This is a genomic window from Rahnella bonaserana, assembly GCF_019049675.1.
GTDB lineage: Bacteria > Pseudomonadota > Gammaproteobacteria > Enterobacterales > Enterobacteriaceae > Rahnella > Rahnella bonaserana.
The window spans coordinates 1-21,889 of record NZ_JAFMOW010000055.1 but is presented as its reverse complement, the minus strand read 5'-3'; the positions used below and the strand labels follow the sequence as shown (position 1 = coordinate 21,889).

18 protein-coding genes, 2 tRNA genes and 1 rRNA gene are annotated in these 21,889 nt (G+C 53.5%); 4 read left to right on the top strand and 17 right to left on the bottom strand.

Annotated features, from left to right (window positions below; translation table 11 throughout):
• Window positions 1-20: 20 nt before the first annotated feature.
• Window positions 21-2,045, bottom strand: coding sequence for a DNA helicase Rep (rep, locus tag J1778_RS05510; RefSeq protein ID WP_217172324.1), 2,025 nt, complete (start codon window positions 2,043-2,045; stop codon window positions 21-23).
• 176 nt (window positions 2,046-2,221) lie between these two features.
• Here rep and ppiC point away from each other — a divergent pair, with 176 nt between their 5' ends.
• Window positions 2,222-2,503, top strand: coding sequence for a peptidylprolyl isomerase PpiC (gene ppiC, locus J1778_RS05505; protein WP_015690589.1), 282 nt, complete (start codon window positions 2,222-2,224; stop codon window positions 2,501-2,503).
• 102 nt (window positions 2,504-2,605) lie between these two features.
• On the opposite strand, the gene ilvC is transcribed toward ppiC, so the two are convergent.
• Window positions 2,606-4,081, bottom strand: a complete 1,476-nt coding sequence (gene ilvC / locus J1778_RS05500) for a ketol-acid reductoisomerase (protein WP_013577542.1) — start codon at window positions 4,079-4,081, stop codon at window positions 2,606-2,608.
• A gap of 186 nt (window positions 4,082-4,267) precedes the next feature.
• Between ilvC and ilvY the strand changes: the two genes are divergently transcribed.
• Window positions 4,268-5,149 carry an HTH-type transcriptional activator IlvY gene (ilvY, locus tag J1778_RS05495; RefSeq protein WP_217172323.1) on the top strand — a complete coding sequence of 294 codons (882 nt, stop codon included), beginning with the start codon at window positions 4,268-4,270 and terminating at the stop codon, window positions 5,147-5,149.
• Window positions 5,150-5,208: 59 nt separating this feature from the next.
• On the opposite strand, the gene ilvA is transcribed toward ilvY, so the two are convergent.
• The 7 genes from ilvA to J1778_RS05460 form a co-directional block, all read right to left on the bottom strand.
• A complete protein-coding gene (gene ilvA / locus J1778_RS05490; protein WP_217172322.1) occupies window positions 5,209-6,753 on the bottom strand; it encodes a threonine ammonia-lyase, biosynthetic in 1,545 nt (514 codons plus the stop codon).
• Window positions 6,754-6,758: 5 nt separating this feature from the next.
• A complete protein-coding gene (ilvD, locus tag J1778_RS05485) occupies window positions 6,759-8,609 on the bottom strand; it encodes a dihydroxy-acid dehydratase (protein ID WP_217172321.1) in 1,851 nt (616 codons plus the stop codon).
• Between the two features lie 203 nt (window positions 8,610-8,812).
• Complete coding sequence (locus tag J1778_RS05480; protein WP_101079475.1) at window positions 8,813-9,742, bottom strand: branched-chain amino acid transaminase; 930 nt, start codon at window positions 9,740-9,742, stop codon at window positions 8,813-8,815.
• A 16-nt stretch (window positions 9,743-9,758) separates the two neighbouring features.
• Window positions 9,759-10,022, bottom strand: coding sequence for an acetolactate synthase 2 small subunit (gene ilvM / locus J1778_RS05475; protein ID WP_013577547.1), 264 nt, complete (start codon window positions 10,020-10,022; stop codon window positions 9,759-9,761).
• Window positions 10,019-11,665: an acetolactate synthase 2 catalytic subunit gene (ilvG, locus tag J1778_RS05470; RefSeq protein ID WP_217172320.1), complete on the bottom strand. Its 1,647-nt coding sequence runs from the start codon at window positions 11,663-11,665 to the stop codon at window positions 10,019-10,021. The genes ilvM and ilvG overlap by 4 nt, the downstream gene beginning before the upstream one ends.
• A 147-nt stretch (window positions 11,666-11,812) precedes the next feature.
• A complete protein-coding gene (gene ilvL, locus J1778_RS05465; protein WP_015699153.1) occupies window positions 11,813-11,914 on the bottom strand; it encodes an ilv operon leader peptide in 102 nt (33 codons plus the stop codon).
• 132 nt (window positions 11,915-12,046) lie between these two features.
• Window positions 12,047-13,285: an MFS transporter gene (locus tag J1778_RS05460; protein WP_217172319.1), complete on the bottom strand. Its 1,239-nt coding sequence runs from the start codon at window positions 13,283-13,285 to the stop codon at window positions 12,047-12,049.
• A 366-nt stretch (window positions 13,286-13,651) separates the two neighbouring features.
• On the opposite strand from J1778_RS05460, the gene J1778_RS05455 reads away from it, so the two are divergent.
• A complete protein-coding gene (locus J1778_RS05455) occupies window positions 13,652-15,187 on the top strand; it encodes a YifB family Mg chelatase-like AAA ATPase (RefSeq protein ID WP_217172318.1) in 1,536 nt (511 codons plus the stop codon).
• Between the two features lie 25 nt (window positions 15,188-15,212).
• Here J1778_RS05455 and J1778_RS05450 read toward each other — a convergent pair whose 3' ends face one another.
• Entirely contained in the window at window positions 15,213-15,551 is a 339-nt protein-coding gene (locus J1778_RS05450) for a MaoP family protein (protein ID WP_217149092.1), read from the bottom strand.
• 118 nt (window positions 15,552-15,669) lie between these two features.
• On the opposite strand from J1778_RS05450, the gene hdfR reads away from it, so the two are divergent.
• Window positions 15,670-16,494, top strand: a complete 825-nt coding sequence (gene hdfR, locus J1778_RS05445) for an HTH-type transcriptional regulator HdfR (protein ID WP_217172317.1) — start codon at window positions 15,670-15,672, stop codon at window positions 16,492-16,494.
• 11 nt (window positions 16,495-16,505) lie between these two features.
• On the opposite strand, the gene yjfF is transcribed toward hdfR, so the two are convergent.
• From yjfF to rrf, 7 genes are all read right to left on the bottom strand, one after another.
• Entirely contained in the window at window positions 16,506-17,492 is a 987-nt protein-coding gene (gene yjfF / locus J1778_RS05440; RefSeq protein ID WP_217172316.1) for a galactofuranose ABC transporter, permease protein YjfF, read from the bottom strand.
• Entirely contained in the window at window positions 17,492-18,511 is a 1,020-nt protein-coding gene (gene ytfT, locus J1778_RS05435) for a galactofuranose ABC transporter, ATP-binding protein YtfT (protein WP_217172315.1), read from the bottom strand. The genes yjfF and ytfT overlap by 1 nt, the downstream gene beginning before the upstream one ends.
• A gap of 10 nt (window positions 18,512-18,521) precedes the next feature.
• Entirely contained in the window at window positions 18,522-20,003 is a 1,482-nt protein-coding gene (gene ytfR, locus J1778_RS05430) for a galactofuranose ABC transporter, ATP-binding protein YtfR (RefSeq protein ID WP_217172410.1), read from the bottom strand.
• 111 nt (window positions 20,004-20,114) lie between these two features.
• Window positions 20,115-21,071, bottom strand: coding sequence for a galactofuranose ABC transporter, galactofuranose-binding protein YtfQ (gene ytfQ, locus J1778_RS05425; RefSeq protein ID WP_217172314.1), 957 nt, complete (start codon window positions 21,069-21,071; stop codon window positions 20,115-20,117).
• A gap of 406 nt (window positions 21,072-21,477) precedes the next feature.
• A tRNA-Trp gene (locus J1778_RS05420) sits at window positions 21,478-21,553 on the bottom strand.
• 52 nt (window positions 21,554-21,605) lie between these two features.
• Window positions 21,606-21,682, bottom strand: a tRNA-Asp gene (locus tag J1778_RS05415).
• An 87-nt stretch (window positions 21,683-21,769) separates the two neighbouring features.
• Window positions 21,770-21,885: ribosomal RNA gene (gene rrf / locus J1778_RS05410) — 5S ribosomal RNA — on the bottom strand.
• Window positions 21,886-21,889: the final 4 nt, after the last annotated feature.

The following is a 21,889-nucleotide window of genomic DNA, read 5'->3' as shown; positions in this document are numbered from 1 at the left end:
TCATCTTTAATCGATGATGGTTAATTGCCGCTTTTGGCTTTTGCCAGCTGTTCGCGGATTTTCTCCAGATGGCTCTGCCCTTTTACCATCCGTTCCTGTGCGCTCACCACCTTACGTTCAGTTTCCCATGCCAGATCGTCCTGCGGTAATTCCAGCAGGAAGCGGCTCGGTTCCGGGCGGATCAACTCGCCGTACTGACGGCGTTCGCGACAAAGGGTAAACGTCAGCTCTTTCTGCGCGCGGGTAATGCCCACGTATGCCAGACGTCGCTCTTCATCCACATTATCTTCATCAATGCTGCTCTGATGCGGCAGCAAACCTTCTTCCATGCCGACCAGATAGACATACGGGAACTCCAGCCCTTTTGAGGCGTGCAGAGTCATCAGCTGAACCTGATCCAGCTCTTCGTCGTTCTCACCGCGTTCCATCATGTCGCGCAGCGTAAAGCGCGTGACCACCTGAGTGAGCGTCATCGGCTCATCCAGATCGGTGCCTTCCAGCATTTCCGTCATCCAGCTGAACAGCTGGTTGACGTTTTTCATACGCATTTCTGCCGCTTTCGGGCTCGGCGAGGTTTCGAACAGCCAGCTTTCGTAATCAACGCCGTGGATCAAATCCCTTACGGCAGCGACCGGTTCACGTTCTGCCAGCTCGGAAATATTGCCCATCCAGTGCGTGAAGCGTTGCAGGGATTCCAGTCCGCGGCCGGTCAGCGACTGGCTCAGCCCCATATCAAAACTGGCCTTGAACAACCCTTTGTTGCGCTGATTCGCCCACTCACCCAGTTTCTGCAAGGTGGCGGCACCGATTTCACGGCGTGGCGTGTTAACGATACGCAGGAAGGCGCTGTCGTCATCGGGATTAGTCAGCACACGCAAATAGGCCAGCAGGTCTTTAATCTCCGGTCGGGAGAAGAAAGAAGTGCCGCCGGAAATCCGGTACGGGATACGGTTCTGCATCAGCATTTTTTCAAACAGGCGTGACTGGTGGTTACCGCGGTATAGAATCGCGTAATCGCCATACGCTGTTTTATTGATGAAGTGATGGGCGATAAGCTCACCCACGACGCGTTCCGCTTCATGATCTTCATTATTTGCTGTCACCACTTTCAGTGACTCGCCATAAGCCAGTTCAGAGAACAAACGCTTCTCAAACACATGCGGGTTATTGGCGATCAGAATGTTAGCGGCTTTCAGAATACGCTGCGTGGAGCGGTAGTTCTGCTCCAGCTTGATGACCTGCAACTGCGGGAAATCTTCTTTCAGCAGCACCAGATTTTGCGGCCGGGCACCACGCCAGGAGTAAATCGACTGGTCATCGTCGCCCACCACGGTGAAACGCGCGCGGTTCCCCACCAGCAGTTTCACCATCATGTACTGACTGGTGTTGGTGTCCTGATATTCATCGACCAGCAGATAACGCAGCTTGTTCTGCCAGCGCTCACGTACTTCTTCATTTTTCTGCAACAGCAGCGTCGGCAACAGGATCAGGTCGTCGAAATCGAGAATATTACAGGCGCGCATGTGGTCATGATAAAGACTGTAGCAATGCGCGAAAATCTGATCGCGTTCCGATCGTGCCAGCCCGGCGGCATGCGAAGGATCAATCAGATCGTTTTTCCAGTTAGAGATCGTCGAGACCAGTTGCTGCAATAACGTCTTATCGTTTTCAAGCCATTTCTCGCTCAGCTCTTTGAGCAGCGCCAGCTGGTCCTGATCATCAAATAAAGAGAAGTTAGATTTCATGCCCAGCGCGGCAAATTCGCGCTTGATGATCTCCAGCCCGAGCGTATGGAACGTAGCAATCAGCAAGCCCCGCGCCTCTTTGCGCCCGAGGGTTTGTCCGACACGCTCCTTCATTTCACGCGCGGCTTTATTGGTAAAGGTCACCGCCGCAATATGACGTGCCTGATAGCCACATTCACGGATCAGGTGCGCGATTTTATTGGTAATTACCCGGGTTTTGCCGGAGCCAGCCCCCGCCAGAACCAGGCAGGGTCCGGTGACGAATTCGACGGCATTTTGTTGGCTGGGGTTTAATCGCATGGCGTATTTTTGCTCACCTGATAGACAAGGACGGCGATTGTAGCAGAAACGCCGTTCGAGATTGACTGGCTTTACAGCGCAATTTCTTAAGTCCGGAACGCAGGCCGGATTCCCCCCGCGCCGTTTCAGATGTTACATTACGCGTCTGGAAACACTCTCGCAAAAAAGGTCTTATCATGGCAAAAACTGCCGCAGCAATGCACATCCTGGTAAAGGAAGAAGCACAGGCACTTGATCTTCTTGAACAACTGAAGAACGGTGGCGATTTCGAGAAACTGGCTAAGAAGCACTCTACCTGTCCGTCAGGTAAGAAAGGCGGCCATTTAGGTGAATTCAAGCAAGGCGCAATGGTTCCGGCTTTCGATAAAGTGGTTTTCTCTGCACCGCTGATCGAGCCACAGGGCCCGCTGCACACTCAGTTCGGTTACCACATCATTAAGATTTTGTACCGCAACTAAGTTCTGCCTCTGCCAGAACCAAAAGAAAGGGCACCGCATTTTCATGCAGTGCCCTTTTGTGTATTTATTAGAGCCCCGAATAATTCGAGTTACAGGAAAATCTTAACTCGCGACTGCGATGCGCTTCATATCGGTCATATAGCCGCGCAGAGTGCGGCCGATAGACTCGATTGGGTGGTTGCGGATCGCTTCGTTAACATCACGCAGCTGCGCATTATCAACCTGTGTTTCTGCAACAGATTTGCCCAAATCACCCGCCTGCAGAGTGGTCATGAACTCTTTCAGCAACGGTACAGCTGCGTTAGCAAACAGGTAGTTACCGTATTCAGCCGTATCGGAAATAACCACGTTCATTTCATACAGACGCTTACGTGCAACGGTGTTGGCGATCAGCGGCAACTCGTGCAGTGATTCGTAGTAAGCAGATTCTTCGATGATGCCGGAAGCGACCATGGTTTCGAACGCCAGCTCAACGCCTGCTTTCACCATCGCGATCATCACAACACCGTGGTCAAAGTATTCCTGCTCGGAGATTTTACCTTCGAACTGTGGGGCATTTTCGAATGCCGTGGCGCCCGTCTCTTCACGCCAGGTCAGTAATTTCTTATCGTCGTTGGCCCAGTCAGCCATCATGCCGCTGGAGAACTCGCCGGAGATGATGTCGTCCATGTGTTTCTGGAACAGCGGTGCCATGATCTCTTTCAGTTGTTCGGACAGCGCATAAGCACGCAGTTTCGCCGGGTTGGACAGACGATCCATCATCAGCGTAATACCGCCTTGTTTCAGCGCTTCGGTGATGGTTTCCCAGCCGAACTGCAGCAGTTTTTCTGCGTACGCTTCATCAACACCGTCAGCAACCAATTTGTCAAAGCACAGCAGAGAGCCGGCCTGCAACATACCGCACAGGATAGTCTGCTCGCCCATCAGGTCAGATTTCACTTCGGCAACGAAAGAAGACTGCAGAACGCCCGCTCGGTGGCCGCCGGTTGCTGCTGCCCAGGCTTTAGCAATCGCCATGCCTTCGCCTTTCGGGTCGTTTTCCGGGTGAACCGCGATCAGTGTGGGTACACCGAAACCGCGTTTGTATTCTTCACGCACTTCGGTACCCGGACATTTCGGCGCAACCATCACAACGGTGATGTCTTTACGGATTTGCTCGCCTACTTCAACGATGTTGAAACCATGGGAATAGCCCAGTGTTGCGCCATCTTTCATCAGAGGCTGAACTGCCTTAACCACAGCGCTGTGCTGTTTGTCCGGCGTCAGGTTAATCACCAGATCCGCTTGCGGGATCAGTTCTTCGTAGGTACCGACTTTGAAACCGTTTTCGGTCGCTTTACGCCATGAAGCACGCTTCTCAGCAATCGCTTCTGCACGCAGGGTGTAGGACACATCCAGACCGGAATCACGCATGTTCAGACCCTGGTTCAGGCCCTGTGCGCCACAGCCTACAATCACCACTTTTTTACCTTTGAGATAGCTGGCTTCGTCAGCGAATTCATCGCGACCCATGAAGCGGCATTTGCCCAGTTGTGCCAGCTGCTGACGCAGGTTCAGTGTGTTGAAATAGTTAGCCATGTATTGCTCCGTTCTATCGAGGTAAGTGCTGTTATTTTTTGTTTCACCGGTGAGCTGGTGAACGCCGTGAATTCACTATATGTCATGTGACACATTGCTTAAATTGATATATTACGAAGATGACGTTGCAGATTATGCAATATACTTAGCCTGTCATCTGTGAAACCAAAGAGCCTTGTATTCTTTATGGACTTACGTGATCTGAAACTGTTTTTACATCTGGCGGAAAGCCGCCATTTTGGGCGTTCATCGAAAGCAATGCATGTCAGCCCGTCCACGTTATCGCGCCAGATCCAGCGGCTGGAAGAAGAACTCGGCCAGCCGTTATTTCAGCGAGATAACCGCACCGTGCAGCTGACCAGTGCGGGCGAACAACTCAAAAACTTTGCCCAGCAGACGCTGCTGCATTACCAGCAATTGCGCAGCGGTCTGGACCAGCATGGCCCGACGTTGAGCGGCGAACTGCACCTGTTCTGCTCAGTCACCGCCGCCTACAGCCATTTGCCGCCTATCCTTGACCGTTTCCGTGCGCAGCATCCGCTGGTCGAAATCAAACTGACCACCGGCGACGCCGCCGATGCGGTCGAAAAAGTCCAGTCCACCGAAGCGGATCTGGCGATTGCCGGTCGGCCGGAAAGTTTGCCGGGCAGCGTCGATTTCACGCAGATCGGCGAAATCCCGATGATCCTGATTTCCCCTTCGCTGCCCTGTGCGGTCCGAACTCAGGTCAGCGAACCGCATCCGGACTGGTCGCAAATTCCTTTCATCCTGCCGGAACATGGCCCGGCGCGAAAACGCATCGACATCTGGTTCAAACGCAACCGCCTGAGCAATCCGCTGATTTACGCCACGGTGTCCGGCCACGAAGCCATTGTGTCGATGGTCGCACTCGGTTGCGGCATCGCGCTTATTCCGTCAGTGGTAGTCGATAACAGCCCGGAACCGGTGCGCAACCGTATTTCTATTCTGGATAACGTCACGCTCGGCGCCCCTCTTGAACTGGGCGTCTGCGTGCAGAAAAAACGCCTGAACGAACCGCTGATTGACGCGTTCTGGCAGTTGTTATAATCGGTCTTCACGACAAAATGATGGCAAAGAAAAAGGGCCCGTTTGGGCCCCTGAATTTTCTAGCCCGCTAAGAAGAAGCGGAACGCCGGATTATCACTTTCGTTATGACAGTCATATCCCAGCGCCGTCAGGTTCTGTTCGAACTCCGGCTCTTCTTCATTCAGCTCAAACGCCGCCAGCACGCGACCAAAATCAGTGCCGTGACTGCGGTAATGGAACAGCGAAATATTCCAGTGCGTGCCCAGCGTGTGCAGGAATTTCAGCAAAGCACCCGGGGATTCCGGGAATTCAAAGCTGTAAAGCCGCTCGCGCAGAGGCTTGGTCGGACGCCCGCCCACCATGTAACGCACATGAAGTTTCGCCATTTCATCGTCGGACAGATCCACAACCTGATAACCGTCGTGATTCAGTTCTTCGATAATTTCCTGCCGCTCTGCGTGACCGCGCGTCAGACGCACGCCCACAAAAATGCAGGCGTTGTCCGCATCGGCATAACGGTAGTTGAACTCCGTCACCGAACGGCCACCCAGCAACTGACAGAATTTCAGGAAGCTGCCTTTGCGCTCAGGAATGGTAACCGCCAGCAGCGCTTCGCGTTGCTCGCCCAGTTCGCAACGTTCCGATACATAACGCAGTCCATGGAAATTCACGTTCGCGCCGGAAAGCACATGCGCCAGGCGTTCGCCCTGAATGTTGTGCTGCTGCACGTATTTCTTCAGCCCCGCCAGCGCCAGTGCGCCGGAAGGTTCGGCAATTGCACGCACGTCTTCGAACAAATCTTTCACTGCGGCGCAGATGGAATCGCTGTCGACGGTGATCACATCATCCAGATATTCGCGACACAGACGGAAGGTTTCGTTGCCGATTCGCTTCACCGCCACGCCTTCTGCGAACAAACCGACACGCGCCAGATCCACCGGTTCACCGGCGTCCATTGCCGCGCGCAGACAGGCAGAATCTTCGGCTTCAACGCCGATCACCTGAATCTGCGGCATCAGCTGTTTGATAAGCACCGCCACACCGGCTGCCAGACCACCGCCACCAACGGGTACGAATACGCGATCGAGATGCGCATCCTGTTGCAGCAGTTCCATCGCCAGCGTGCCCTGTCCGGCGATCACCGCCGGATGGTCAAACGGTGGCACAAACGTCATGCCCTGTTCCTGCGACAGCGTAATCGCTTTGGCTTTTGCCTCATCGAAATTCGCGCCATGCAGTAACACTTCGCCGCCAAAATTACGCACGGCATCCACTTTGATATCGGCTGTCGCCACCGGCATCACAATCAGAGATTTGATGCCTTTTTTGGTCGCCGACAATGCGACACCCTGTGCGTGATTACCCGCTGACGCGGTGACCACGCCGCGTGCAGCCTGCTCTTCGGTCAGGCTGGCAATCATCGAATACGCACCGCGCAGTTTAAAACTGTGGACGGCCTGGCGGTCCTCCCTCTTCACCAGAATGGTGTTACCCAGCCGGGAAGAGATTTTTTCCATGACCTGCAAAGGCGTCACCTGCGCGACTTCATAAACCGGCGCACGCAGTACGGCACGCAGATATTCTGCGCCGCACGGCTGGTCGGGTAGAGGTTGTGATACCGCCATGACTGTCAGCCTCCCAGCTTAGACTTGTCGCGTACTGCGCCTTTGTCCGCGCTGGTCGCCAGCAATGCGTAAGCACGCAGCGCCAGAGAAACCACACGTTCACGGTTTTTCGGCGTCCAGGCTTTGTCGCCACGCGCCAGTTCGGCTTCGTGGCGCGCGGCCAGTTGAGCCGCAGGTACGTCCAGCACCATTTTGCGGTTTGGAATATCGATGTCGATGATGTCGCCATCTTCAACCAGCGCAATCAGACCGCCGCTGCCCGCTTCCGGAGAAACATGGCCGATGGACAGACCTGAAGTCCCGCCGGAGAAACGACCGTCGGTGATCAGCGCACACTCTTTGCCCAAACCCATGGATTTCAGGTAGGTGGTCGGATACAGCATTTCCTGCATGCCCGGCCCGCCTTTCGGCCCTTCGTAACGAATCACCACAACGTCGCCGGAAACCACTTTGCCGCCAAGAATCGCTTCAACGGCGCTGTCCTGGCTTTCGTAAACTTTAGCCGGACCACGGAAGGTCAGGTTGGATTCATCCACGCCTGCGGTTTTAACGATGCTGCCCGCTTCGGCGATGTTGCCGTAAAGCACAGCCAGACCGCCGTCTTTGCTGAACGCATGTTCCAGAGAACGGATACAGCCTTCGGCGCGGTCATCATCGAGCGTATCCCAGCGGCAATCTTGTGAGAATGCCTGAGTGGTACGGATGCCTGCCGGGCCGGCGCGGAACATTTTTTTCACCGCTTCATCTTTAGTCAGCATGATGTCGTACTGATCCAGCGTCTGGTTCAGGGTCAGGCCGAGAATGTTTTTCACGTCGCGGTTCAGGAGATTGGCGCGATCCAGCTCGCCCAGAATAGCCAGCACGCCACCGGCACGGTGAACGTCTTCCATGTGGTATTTCTGGGTGCTTGGCGCGACTTTACACAGGTGCGGCACTTTGCGTGACAGACGGTCGATGTCGGTCATGTCGAAGTCGATTTCGCCTTCCTGCGCGGCAGCTAACAGGTGCAGAACGGTGTTAGTCGAGCCGCCCATCGCGATATCCAGGATCATGGCATTTTCGAATGCGGCTTTGCTGGCGATGTTGCGAGGCAATGCGCTTTCATCGTCTTTTTCGTAATAACGTTTGGTCAGCTCGACAATACGGCGACCGGCGTTCAGGAACAGGTCGCGGCGATCCGCATGAGTTGCCAGCAATGAACCATTGCCCGGCTGAGACAGACCCAGCGCTTCGGTCAGACAGTTCATCGAGTTCGCAGTGAACATACCGGAACAGGAACCACAGGTCGGACAGGCAGAACGCTCGATTTGTTCGCTGTCGGCATCGCTGACGTTCGGGTTTGCGCCCTGAATCATGGCATCGACCAGGTCGAGCTTGATGATTTTGTCAGAAAGCTTGGTTTTACCGGCTTCCATCGGACCGCCGGAAACGAAGATCACCGGAATGTTCAGGCGCAGTGAGGCCATCAGCATTCCCGGGGTGATTTTGTCGCAGTTGGAAATACAGACCATGGCATCGGCGCAGTGCGCGTTAACCATGTATTCCACGGAGTCCGCGATCAGCTCGCGTGAAGGCAGTGAATACAGCATGCCGCCATGACCCATGGCGATCCCGTCATCCACGGCGATAGTGTTGAACTCTTTCGCCACGCCGCCGGACGCTTCGATTTGCTCAGCAACCAGTTTACCCAGATCACGCAAATGCACGTGGCCCGGTACGAACTGGGTGAATGAGTTGACGACGGCAATAATGGGTTTGCCGAAATCGTTGTCCGTCATGCCGGTGGCACGCCATAAAGCGCGGGCGCCAGCCATGTTGCGGCCATGTGTCGTGGTGTGGGAACGGTACTTAGGCATGCTCTGTTCACTCCAAATCATTTCTGTTTAGCAGGCCGCGATATCGCTGCCTGCTGAATTTCTAATTTATCCTCATCATTACCCTAAATCATTCGGGTTGCAGCAAGGCGGCAACTGAATGAATCCCCGGGAGCTTACTCAGGTAAGTGACCGGGGTGAATAAAGGCAGCCAACGCAGAAGCAGCCTGAAGGATGACGGGTAATTACTGTGGGTTGATTGGATCCAGCCAACCCCATTTATCTTCGGTTTTGCCGGTGAACAGGCCGAAGAACGCATCCTGAATTTGTTTGGTGACCGGACCACGTTTGCCGATGCCGACCTGAATCCCGTCAACGCTGCGAACTGGCGTGATTTCTGCGGCAGTACCGGACATGAAGACTTCGTCAGCCAGATACAGGGATTCACGCGACAGAACTTGTTCGCGAACTTCCAGACCCATGTCTTTCGCCAGTTTAATAATCGCGTCACGGGTGATACCCGGCAGGGCGGAAGAGGTAAACGGAGGTGTAAACAGAATGCCGTCTTTCACTTCAAACAGGTTTTCGCCTGCGCCTTCAGAGACATAGCCGTGAACGTCCAGCGCGATACCTTCCTGATAACCGTGGCGACGTGCTTCGCTGCCGACCAGCAATGAGGACAGGTAGTTACCACCGGCTTTCGCGGCAGTTGGAATGGTGTTGGCGGCAACGCGGTTCCAGGAAGACACCATCGCGTCGATGCCCTGCTCCAGCGCTTCTTCGCCCAGATACGCGCCCCAAGGGAAGGCCGCGATAATCACGTCAGTTTTGTAGCCGTCCGGCGGGTTAACGCCCATACCCACATCACCGACAAATACCAGCGGACGAATGTACGCGCTGACCAGATTATTTTTGCGCAGAGTCTCGCGGCAAGCTTCCATCAGCTCATCCACGCTCTGAGACACCGGCATACGGTAGATTTTTGCGGAATCGCGCAGACGCTGCATGTGTTCACGGTGACGGAATACGACCGGGCCTTTATGGGAGTCGTAGCAACGCACGCCTTCAAATACGGATGTGCCGTAATGCAGTGCGTGTGACATGACGTGAACCTTCGCTTCTGCCCACGGAACCATCTCGCCATTGAACCAAATGTAATCAGCTTTCTTCGTCATTCTTTCGTTCCTTTACTCACGCATTCGCGCGTATTTGTTGTGATGTATGTTGCTGGATCTCGACACAAGCGACATCCATAAGTTTGCGTAACTGTGAAGACAGTAAATCTACCGGACGCTGGCTGGCAACGGTCAATTCGATATTTATGTTTTCCGCATTGACCATCGGGGTCATGTTCATCGCGCACACCTGAAAACCACGGTGGCGGACAACGCGTAATACGCGTTCTAACATTTCAGGGCGGAAACGGGCCTGGATTGAGACGTTATGCTGCATCATGACATTTTCTCCAACATGGTTTCGTTGCCTGCGCCCGGTGGAACCAGCGGCCAGACATTCTCATTTTCGTCGATGGAAACCTGAAGCAAATACGGGCCTTCGCTATTGAAGAACGCGTCCAGAGCGGCATCGACTTGGTCTTTACGGTGGATACGTTGGCCGGGGATATTGAATGCGCTGGCCAGCGTCACAAAATCGGGATTATCAGAAAGGTTGGTTTCACTGAAGCGTCCATCGAAGAACAATTCCTGCCACTGTCGAACCATCCCTAACCGCTGGTTATCCAGCAACAGGATTTTGACGGGCAGCTGTTTTCGCTTGATGGTGCCCAGCTCCTGAACGTTCATCATGAACGAGCCGTCGCCGGAAACGCAGATCACCATGTCGTCAGGACGGGCAACCTGTGCGCCAACGGCAGCCGGAACGCCAAACCCCATCGTGCCCAAGCCGCTGGAAGTAATGAAGTTTTCAGGGCGACTGAACTGCATGTGTTGCGCGGTCCACATCTGGTGCTGACCGACGTCGGTGGTCACTACGGTACTGGCAGATTTACGATCAGAGATTTGTTTCAGCAACAGCGGTGCATAAATCGCTTCGCCCGGATGATCGTAGCGCCATTCGCCCTGCGCTTTCAGCGTCATCACTTCATCACGCCATGCGCCGATGTTCAGCGGTTGTTGCAGCGCAGGTAACAATGAATTCAAATCTCCCTGCAACGCCACGTGCGCCTGGCGCAGTTTGTTCAGTTCTGCCGGGTCGATATCCATATGGATAACGGCCGCGTTTGGTGCAAAGGTATTCAGCTTGCCGGTCACCCGGTCATCAAAACGCGCACCGACGGCAATCAGTAAATCGCAGGACTGTACCGCCAGATTCGCCGCTTTCGTGCCGTGCATACCCAGCATTCCCAGATAGCACGGGTCAGTGGCATCCGGCGCGCCCAGCCCTTTCAGCGTAGCGACTGCCGGCATACCGGTTGCTGAGATGAATTCCCGTAAGGCCGGAACCGCCTGCGCCATACCCACGCCGCCGCCGACGTAAATCATAGGTTTCTGCGCCGCCGCGATCATCGCGCTGGCCTGTTGCAGTTCAGTCACCGGATGCGGAAAGGCTTCTTCTACCGCCAGCAGATGCGGCGGCAATTCGCCAGTCGCCAACTGGATGTCTTTCGGGATGTCGATCAGAACCGGCCCCGGACGTCCGGAAGTGGCGATAGCAAAGGCTTCCGCCATGATTTCCGGCAATGCGTCCAGCGATTCAACCAGGAAGCTGTGTTTGGTACAGGCCAGGGATAAACCTAAAACGTCGATCTCCTGGAAGGCGTCTGTACCGATGAATGCGGAGCCGACCTGACCGGTGATGGCCACCAGCGGAACAGAATCTAGCAGCGCGTCGGCCAGACCGGTGATGAGGTTGGTCGCACCAGGACCGGAAGTGGCGATACAGACGCCGACTTTTCCGGTTGAACGGGCATAGCCGATGGCAGCCATTGCGGCGCCCTGCTCGTGCCGGCACAACAGGTGTTCCACGCCGCCGTCATACAATGCATCGTATACCGGCATGATTGCCCCGCCAGGATATCCAAATACTGTATTTACACCCTGCGCACGCAACGCTTGTACTACCCACTGTGCTCCGTTCATCCTTATTCTCCTGCCTTTTTGCGACAAGTGCAGAATATTATGCTGTTGCTCATTTTCCGACCCCGCTTCACTGTTCTCTGAAATTCCTGACCCAAAAAAAAACCCCGGACCTTTCGGTGCGGGGTTTCTTTTCAGGTTCAGGCTTGTTTAATAAGCCTTTCTTCGTCCAAGTGCAGCCCCGCACGGTGGGATAATAATCACCACCACGCTAATCACGACTAGGCTAACTACGAGGAGAAGGGCTTTCATTTTTAGGTTTCTAAAATTCATATTGCGAACGATTACCTACAGAGTTATCACAGTCAGCTATTTAATGACAACACTTTTCTTGCGTTATTATTTGCAGTACGTTGCACAATTCGCAAGAAATCGTCAGAGAAATCAAACCTTAGCGCGATCGTTGACCGCCTGATTATTTATTGCTCCGGCAATGGCTTTTCCGCGGGTATCCCGGCCAAATGCCACCAGAACCGAAATCAGGATGGCGACGGTACCGGCGACTATCGCCATCGCCAGTCCGTAATTGTGTCCATGGCTTTCGGCTATGTAGGCCTGCAGCGTCGCATTCACTGAAGCAATGAGGTTGCCGAGCTGGTAAACGAATCCCGGCAGAACCGCGCGGGTGTTGGCGGGCACCAGTTCTGTCAGATAAGTCGGCACCACGCCCCACGCGCCCTGCACCATAAACTGCATCAGAAACGCCCCGAGCCCCAGCATCCACGAGCCGCCGGAAAATGCCCATAAGGGAATGACCGGGAGTGAAAGCAGTGCGGCGATAATAATCGCCTTCTTGCGACCAATCTTTTCAGAAAGTGAACCGAAGAAGATCCCGCCGATAATTGACGCGATATTGTAGCTTATGGCGATTAAACTGACGGTATGTGCATCGAAACCGTGCTGAACTTTCAGGAATGTCGGATAGAGATCTTGCGTACCATGACTGAAGAAATTAAAGCCCGCCATCAGCACCACGAGATAGACACACAGCTTCCAGTTTTTCTTCAGCACCGGCATCAGGGCCGTGCTTTCGTTGCGTTCCCGCGCTGCCAGCCAGACCGGTGACTCCTGCACTTTGAACCAGATAAATGGCAACAGGAAAATCGGCACCGCACCAATCACAAACATTCCGCGCCAGCCCACCACATCAAACAGTAAGCCGTACACCACTGCCGCCAGCAGATAACCAAAAGGATAACCCGCCTGGAAAATCCCCGACATCATGCCGCGTGAACGGTCAGGAATAGTTTCCATCGCCAGCGAAGAGGCCACGCCCCAGACACCCCCCATCGCAATGCCGTAAATGACGCGAAGGATCAGGAATACGGTCAGCGAAGGCGCCGCCGCAGTACACAGCTCGAAGAATGAAAACAGCGCGATATTGACCATGAGAACCGGCTTACGCCCGTATTTCTCCGCCGCCCGCCCGAACAGCAGCGCACCGATTGGCCGAACGGCCAGGGTCAGCAGGATAGCCAGCGTGACCTGTTTAATATCTACCTGAAACGCCGTGGCAATATCACTGAGCAGGAAGACTAAAACGAAGAAGTCAAAAGCATCGAGAGTCCAGCTCAGAAAACTGGCGATGGCAACGTTACGCTGCCGAGAAGTCCAACCAAACATGGGTGTATCCCTATTCCGGAATAGCTGTAGGTTATGCGCTCACCGGGATGTTCCGGAAAACCCTCAGTAAGGCCGCGAGATGTTAATCAATGATTCGTATTTGTTTATTTATTGTTAAATACAATTAAATTAAACACCTCAGCCTGTATAACCAGCAACTTAATTAGCGGGCTAATTTGTTTCCGGACACATCAAACTGTTAATGAATATTGCTGTGGTTGCGGCATGTCTCGCATCTGCCTGTGGTAATCCACTGACTTACAAACTATTTCTCCACGCCAGTACGCATCCTGCAAATCTTCTCCCCGCAAGTGTTTCAGGCTCAGGCATGCTGCCCCCAGGAAATCTCACAGCAAAGGAAAAAGCATGTCATTAGCCGTGGTGTATACCCGCGCCTCACTGGGTGTTCAGGCGCCCGGCGTCTCGGTCGAGGTACATATCAGCAACGGTTTACCGGCCCTCACATTGGTCGGTTTACCGGAAACCACCGTTAAAGAAGCCAGAGATCGGGTTCGCAGCGCCATCATCAACTGCGGTTTCACCTTTCCGGCAAAACGCATCACCGTAAATCTTGCGCCAGCCGATTTACCTAAAGAAGGCGGCCGGTATGATTTATCCATTGCGCTGGCGATTCTGGTGGCCTCAGATCAGCTTCAGGGGGATAAGCTTGAGAAGTACGAGTTTCTGGGGGAACTCGGGCTTTCTGGTGCGCTGCGCAGCGTGAATGGCGCGATACCGGCGGCACTTGAAGCGCAGAAAGCAGGCCGGATATTGATCCTGCCGCAGAATAATCAAACGGAAATGACGCTGCTGGATCCGGGCGTGGCGAAAGTTGCCGGGCATTTGTTGCAGGTCTGCGCATTTATGCAGGGCGAAGACAATTTGCCGGCCATTGAGTTTCCCGCTCACCCCACTATTCCGGAACACCAGCCTGACATTTCAGACATCATCGGGCAGGAACAATCCAAGCGCGCACTGGAGGTGGCGGCAGCAGGCGGGCATAACTTATTGCTGATCGGACCGCCGGGTACCGGAAAGACCATGCTGGCGAGCCGGTTGCCGGGATTGTTACCCCCGCTGACCAATGAGGAAAAGTTAGAAACTGCGGCCATCGCCAGTCTGGTGTATAACCCGGAAGAAGACGGCGGATTTTCACGCGTGCGGCCATTTCGGGCACCGCATCACAGTACGTCGATGAGTGCGCTGGTCGGCGGGGGCTCGCTGCCCAGACCGGGAGAAATATCGCTGGCCCATAACGGCGTATTGTTTCTCGACGAACTGCCTGAATTTCAGCGGCAGGTTCTGGATGCTTTGCGCCAGCCAATGGAATCCGGCGAAATCACGATTTCCCGCGCAAGAGCGAAAGTCCGCTATCCGGCAAGAGCGCAGCTGATTGCAGCGATGAATCCCAGCCCGACCGGACATTATCAGGGCATCCACAACCGCACACCGCCACAGCAGGTTTTACGCTATCTGAGCCGGCTTTCCGGGCCTTTCCTCGACCGGTTCGATTTGTCGATTGAAGTCCCGCTCCTGCCACCCGGTATTTTGAGTCAGCAAAATCATACGCCTGCTTTGAGGGAAAGCAGCGCACACGTGCGGGAACGGGTGCTGATCGCCAGAGAAATTCAGTTAAAACGTGCGGGAAAAATCAACGCTCATCTGAGCAGCAGCGAAGTGGAAACGTATTGTGTGTTAACCAAAGCAGACGCGGAGTTTCTGGAAGAGGTACTGCATAAGCTGGGTTTATCGGTCAGAGCCTGGCATCGCATTCTGAAAGTCGCGAGAACGCTGGCTGATTTGGGTGGTTTTGAGGCGATAGAACGACGGCATATTGCTGAGGCGCTGAGCTATCGGAGCATGGATAGGCTATTGTTAACTCTGCATAAGAGTCTGGCATAAAAAAACGGGGCATCGCCCCGTTTCATTAGTCATCGCTTTCCGTGTAGTCTTCTACAGCGTCAGCCTGCGGTTTACCGCCAGACAACGTGTGGAATTTCTTCGGACGACGGGTGCGGACAATGTACTTGTTCCACACTTTTTCTGCATCTGTCACAGGTTCACGCGTACCGCGGCAAACCTCCAGGAACAGTTTTTCTTCGTCGGTAGCAGGCTCACGTTTTCCCAGATCCAGCTCGTTAAAGGCAAAGCCGTAACGTTCTAGCATTTGCGCTTCTTTAATGGTGAAATCGCCATGCCGGGAGAACCCGCGAGGGTAATGTTTATTATCAAAAAAACGATTTGTCGTGGTGAAGCTTTCCGCCATCTGACACGCTCCTAATTCTCTCATGGTCGTGCTGTTATGGCGCGGAGTATTAGTTAGGCTTGACATTGTGTAAAACAAAACATTTAAATCTTAACGACAAAAAATATTGGAGATAGTTTTGGACACGGAATTACTGAAAACCTTTTTGGAGGTCAGTAGAACTCGCCACTTTGGTCGGGCGGCGGAATCTCTTTATCTGACGCAATCGGCCGTCAGTTTTCGTATCCGACAACTGGAAACCCAACTTGGCGCCAATTTGTTCACACGGCATCGCAACAATATCCGGTTAACGCCCGCAGGAGAACGCCTGCTGCCTTATGCTGAGAATCTGATGTCGACCTGGCAGATGGCAAAAAAAGAGGTGGTGCGTTCGTTACAGCACACTGAATTGTCGATTGGCGCTACGGCCTCGCTTTGGGAAGCCTATCTGACACCGTGGCTGCAATCGCTTTACACGCAGCGCGGCACACTGAGACTTGAGGCACGCATCGCCCTTCGCCAGTCTCTGGTCAAACAATTGCATGAAAGACAACTGGATTTACTGATCACCACTGAACCACCGAAGATGGATGAACTCTCAAGCCAGCTGTTAGGTAATTTCTCGTTACGACTTTTTTCATCTCTGAAAACGGTCAGGGAAGAACATCCGCCGTATGTGAAACTGGAATGGGGTGCGGATTTCCCTCAGCAGGAAAAGCTGCAAAACAGCGATCAGGAACCGGTACTGACCACAACTTCTGCGCATCTGACACGACAGCTGCTGGAAAATACCGGCGGTTGCGCTTTCCTGCCCGCACACTGGGCGAAGGAATATCCGCAGCTGTCGGTGCATGAAGAGATCCCGCCTGTGATCCGCCCGCTGTACGCCGTCTGGCTGCAAACCAGCGATCAGCAGGTTCTGATCCGTCAATTACTTAAAACGCCGCTGATCACTAATCTCTGAACCGTCCGGCTTCAGGACGGTTCAGGCCTCGGATGGCGTGCTCTTCTGGCTGTCCAGAAAGTGCCCATGCCTTTTTGCAATCCGATGAAGATGAACAGCAACACGCCCATCACAATTTTAGTCCACCACGAACTGAGGGTGCCATCGAAGGTGATGTAGGTTTGTATCAGTCCCTGAATGAGCACGCCAAACAAGCTGCCTAGCACCGTGCCTACGCCACCGCTCAGCAACGTACCGCCAATGACAACAGAAGCAATAGCATCGAGCTCTACGCCGCTGGCTGCGAGTGCATAACCGGCAGATGTGTACAATGAGAAAATGATGCCGGATAACACGGCCAGCGTGCTTGAGAGCATGTAGATATAAATCGTGGTACGTCGCACCGGTACCCCCATCAGCGCAGCCGAAACGTTACTTCCGCCGACGGCATAGACGTTGTTACCGAATCGCGTGCGATGTGCCAGAATAATCCCGCCCAGCACCACCAGCAGCATGACCAGAGCCAGCAAAGTGAAACGACCACCTCCGGGCATTTTCCAGGCATAATTGGCGAGGAAATCGTAAACCGGATGGTTAATCGGCAACGATTCTTCCGAAACGATAAAACTCATTCCTCGCACAAAAAACATGCCCGCCAGCGTGATGATGAATGCCGGCAGTTTCAGCGTATCAATGATCCAACCCATCAATGCCCCGAACAGCGCGCCCATCAAAAGTACAATGACAAACGCGTAACCGGGGGCAACGCCGTAAGCACCTATCAGTTTCGCCAGTAATACGCCCGTAAAAGCGATGACAGAGCCCACAGAAAGGTCGATACCGCCAGAGAGGATAACGAACGTCATGCCGACCGCGACAATGCCCAGGAAGGCGTTGTCCGTCAGTAAATCAAAGAAGACGCGCGTGGATGCAAAACCCGGAAACTGCGTGAAGCAATACGCGTATCCGGCCAGAAAAACCGCGATAGTAATCAGCAGGGGCAGATTTCTTTTAAGCATTATCCCTTCCTCCGGAACAGATTACTGAGCGAGACGCGGGGTGACTGAACCACCAGTACGGCGAGAACCACCAGGGCTTTCAGTACCAGATTGAATTCGGGTTTAAAGCCTGAGAGCAGAATGCCGGTGTTCATCCCCTGAATAATCAGCGCACCGACGACGGAAAGAAGCAGATTAAAGCGTCCGCCCAGCAACGAGCCTCCGCCAATGACGACGGCAAGAATAGCATCAAGCTCCAGCCATAAACCGGCGTTATTGGCATCTGCACCGCGGATGTCCGCGGTAACAATGACGCCCGCAACGGCAGCGCAAATACCGCAGATAACGTAGGTGGAAATCAGTACCAGACGGGCGTTTACGCCAGCGTTATAAGCAGAACGGATGTTGATGCCGACGGATTCGATAAACAATCCGAGCGCCGTTTTTCGCGTCAGCGCCCAGACCAGTACCAGCATGACGACGGCGATAATCACCGGCATCGGCAGATAAAACAGAGAACCACTGCCAAACTGCGATAAACCGTTATGTTCAAACGTGACGATTTGCCCTTCGGTGATCAGTTGTGCGATCCCCCTTCCGGCGACCATCAGCATCAGCGTGGCAACAATCGGTTGTATTTGCAGGACAGCGACCAGAAATCCATTCCATAAGCCACATATCGCACCAACACCTACCGACGCCAGCAACACCATCGCCAGCGGATAGCCCTGGACGGTCATGGTCGCCGCCGTCGCACCCGCTATCGCCATCACCGCCCCGACGGAAAGGTCGATGCCGCCGGTCGCGATAACCAGTGTCATCCCAAGAGCCAGCAGTGCTACAGGCGCGCCGCGATTGAATATATCTACCAGACTGCCAAACAGCCGGCCATCCTGAATATGAATAGAGAAGAATCCCGGGGCGACAAGGCTGTCGATCACTAATATGGCGATAAAGGCGCCGATTTGCGTGGCCCCCTTAGGAAAAACAAATCTTACTTTGCGCGGTCTTCCCGTCATTGGCAGACTCCTGTTACTCATTGATATCTCCTCATTGCGCCGCAATGGCTTTCATAATGGCTGGCACGGAGATTTCAGCCTGCTCGATTTCGGTAACATGACGACGGTCGCGCAACACCACAATCCGGTCGGCATAGCCCGACAGCTCTTCCAGTTCAGATGAAATGACCAGTAAGGCCAGCCCTTCATCGCAAAGTTTCTCAATCAGACGGATGATTTCTGCATGCGCCCCCACATCAATGCCGCGGGTGGGTTCGTCGAGAATGAGAAACCGGGGATTGGTCGCAAGCCATCGGGAAAGAAGCACTTTTTGCTGATTACCGCCGGAGAGATACTGAATTTCCTGCTCCGTACCCGGTGTGCGGATACCGAGCAACTTGATAAACTTTTCGGCTATCTGGTGCTGTTCTTTCATGGGCAGAGGTCGCAACCAGCCGCGCTGAGCCTGTAAGGCAAGGATGATATTTTCACGCACTGTGGCGGCACCGATAATCCCATCCGTTTTGCGATCTTCCGGGCAATAACCAAACCCAAGTTTCGCGGCCTTGCGGGGGGTACTGATAGTTTCTGGTTTGCCATCGACCTGCGCGCTGCCACTGTCATGTCCCTTGATACCGAAGATCAGCTGCGCCGTTTCTGTTCGCCCTGATCCCAGCAGACCGGCCAACCCTACGATTTCTCCACGCCGCACTTTCAGGTCGAAATTTTCAATAACACCACGACGACCATAATCTTTGAAATCGACCAAAGGCTCACCCGTCACATTGCGGTGCCCGGTACGTTTTAGCAGGCTTTCATCAAAGCTGTGTCCCAGCATCATTGGCACCAGATCGATACGTGGCAGATCAACAGTACGTTCAGATCCCACCCGTTTGCCATTACGTAAAACAGTGATCCGGTCGCTGATCCGATAAACCTGGTCGAGGAAATGCGTCACAAAGATCATTCCCACGCCTTTGTCACGCAGCTGAACAAGAATATCGAGCAACATGCTGACTTCTTTGGCGTCAAGGCTGGCCGTTGGCTCATCGAGTATTAAGACTTGTGCTGAAAGATCGACGGCGCGGGCAATCGCCACGATTTGCTGGATAGCAATGGAATAGGTTGAGAGTGGCTGGCTGACATCCAGATGCAAGCCATAGCCTTGCAGAAGTGCATCAGCCTGTTGTTCCATCTTGCGCTGATTAACCAGGCCGAAGCGGGTCGGCTCGCGCCCGATGAAGAGATTGGCAGCGACAGAGATATTGGGCAGAAGGTTAACTTCCTGATATACCGTACCGATACCAAGCGACTGGGCATCGGCGGTATTGACAGGTTCAATCGACTTTCCGTTGAGGAAGACTTGCCCGGAAGATCGCTTATAAACGCCGGTGAGTGCTTTAATCATCGTGGACTTGCCCGCACCGTTTTCACCTAACAGTGCCACTATCTCACCACGTTCAAGCCTAAAGTCGACATTTTCCAGCGCTTTCACGCCAGGGAATTCTACGGATAAACCGCGGACTTCAAGCAGTATTTCTGAACCAGGATTATCCGTCACGTCACTACTCCTGCTGCATTCGCCAGGGGGCGAAAAGGGAATAATTTTTACCGGCTTGCCGCTAAAGCAAGCCGGTAAACCGGCTTAATAACCCATGTCTTTTTTCATGTCATATTCTTTCTGAGCCATATCCGGCAGGATAAGCGCAGACTGAGTCTGAATGAATTTCTTCGGCTGAGTGCCATCCTTTTTCATTGCAATCAGAGCATCAAATGCAGGGCCTGCCATATTAGGCGTCAGCTCGACAGAAGCATTCGCTTCACCAGCCAACATCGCTTTATAGATGTCAGGAACACCATCGATTGAAACAATTTTGATCTGCGAGCCCGGCTTAAGACCGGCTTCTTTAATGGCCTGAATCGCACCGATTGCCATGTCATCGTTATGGGCGTAAACAGCACAAATGTTTTTACCGTTTTGTTCAGCCTTGATGAAGCTCTCCATGACTTCTTTACCTTTACTGCGGGTGAAGTCACCGGATTGTGAACGGATAATTTTGACGTTTGGCGCAGCTTTCAGTGCATCGGCAAAGCCTTTTTTACGGTTTAACGCAACGCTCGCGCCCACTGTGCCTTGCAGTTCTACAACATTACATGGCTTACCGGCGACCTCTTTGACCAACCAGTCTCCGGCCACTTTACCTTCATATACGCTGTCAGAGGCCACTGCGGCGGTGTAGAGAGAAGGATCACTGACTTCAATAGTACGGTCTAACAGGAATACCGGGATCTTGGCTTCTTTAGCTTCCGTCAGAACCGGAGCCCAGCCAGTGGCCACGACCGGCGCGATGAAAATGGCATCCACACCCTGAGCAATAAAGGAGCGTATGGCTTTTATTTGGTTTTCTTGTTTCTGCTGAGCATCAGCAATTTTAAGTGTAATACCGCGTTTTTCGGCCTCGGACTTAGCCACTTTTGTTTCTGCAGAACGCCACCCAGACTCAGAGCCGATCTGCGAAAAACCAACAACCAGCGGGGCTGCTTGAGCCGCGCCACAAAGTGCTGTTGCCACTGCTGCTGCCACAATTAAGCGTTTGTACATGTTTCTTTCCTCGCGTGTAGTCTGAGCTACTTTTTGTTATGACTCGTAGGGTACGGCCAGGACGTTCACCCGACTTCAGTGTTCATCCCTCTCGACACGACGTCAGGAAAAAGAATGAAAACAATATTGTCAGGGGGCGGTTTGTCGTCACAGGACGATGATTAGGTTTAGTACAATGGGAAAAAGGGAGCATGAGCGGGGTCACATACAGGGAGAACAATCAATTAGTGCATGTATTCAGCCAAAACATGACAAAAAACAACCCGGAAAATGGGCCATATTGAGCCGAAATGGTGCAAAAGCCGGCAAGGAAAGGGATTTTATTGGGGGACTAATGAGCGCGGAAAGAAATGAGGACAAATTACAGACGAAAAAAAACCCCTCGCTTTCGCGAAGGGTTTCAATATGGCAGGGGCGGAGAGACTCGAACTCGCGACACCCGGTTTTGGAGACCGGTGCTCTACCAACTGAGCTACGCCCCTAAATTACGCTTAACATTATGCCTGCTAAAATTAGCAGGCATAATCAAATAATTGGCGGAACGGACGGGGCTCGAACCCGCGACCCCCTGCGTGACAGGCAGGTATTCTAACCAACTGAACTACCGCTCCACCGGTTCTTTCACACGCATCAGCAAACGGCTGATACCTGTTTGTTCCTGTTATTTTCCTTGTCAGGGGAAAAGGAACTAATTTGATGCCTGGCAGTTCCCTACTCTCGCATGGGGAGACCCCACACTACCATCGGCGCTACGGCGTTTCACTTCTGAGTTCGGCATGGGGTCAGGTGGGACCACCGCGCTAGTGCCGCCAGGCAAA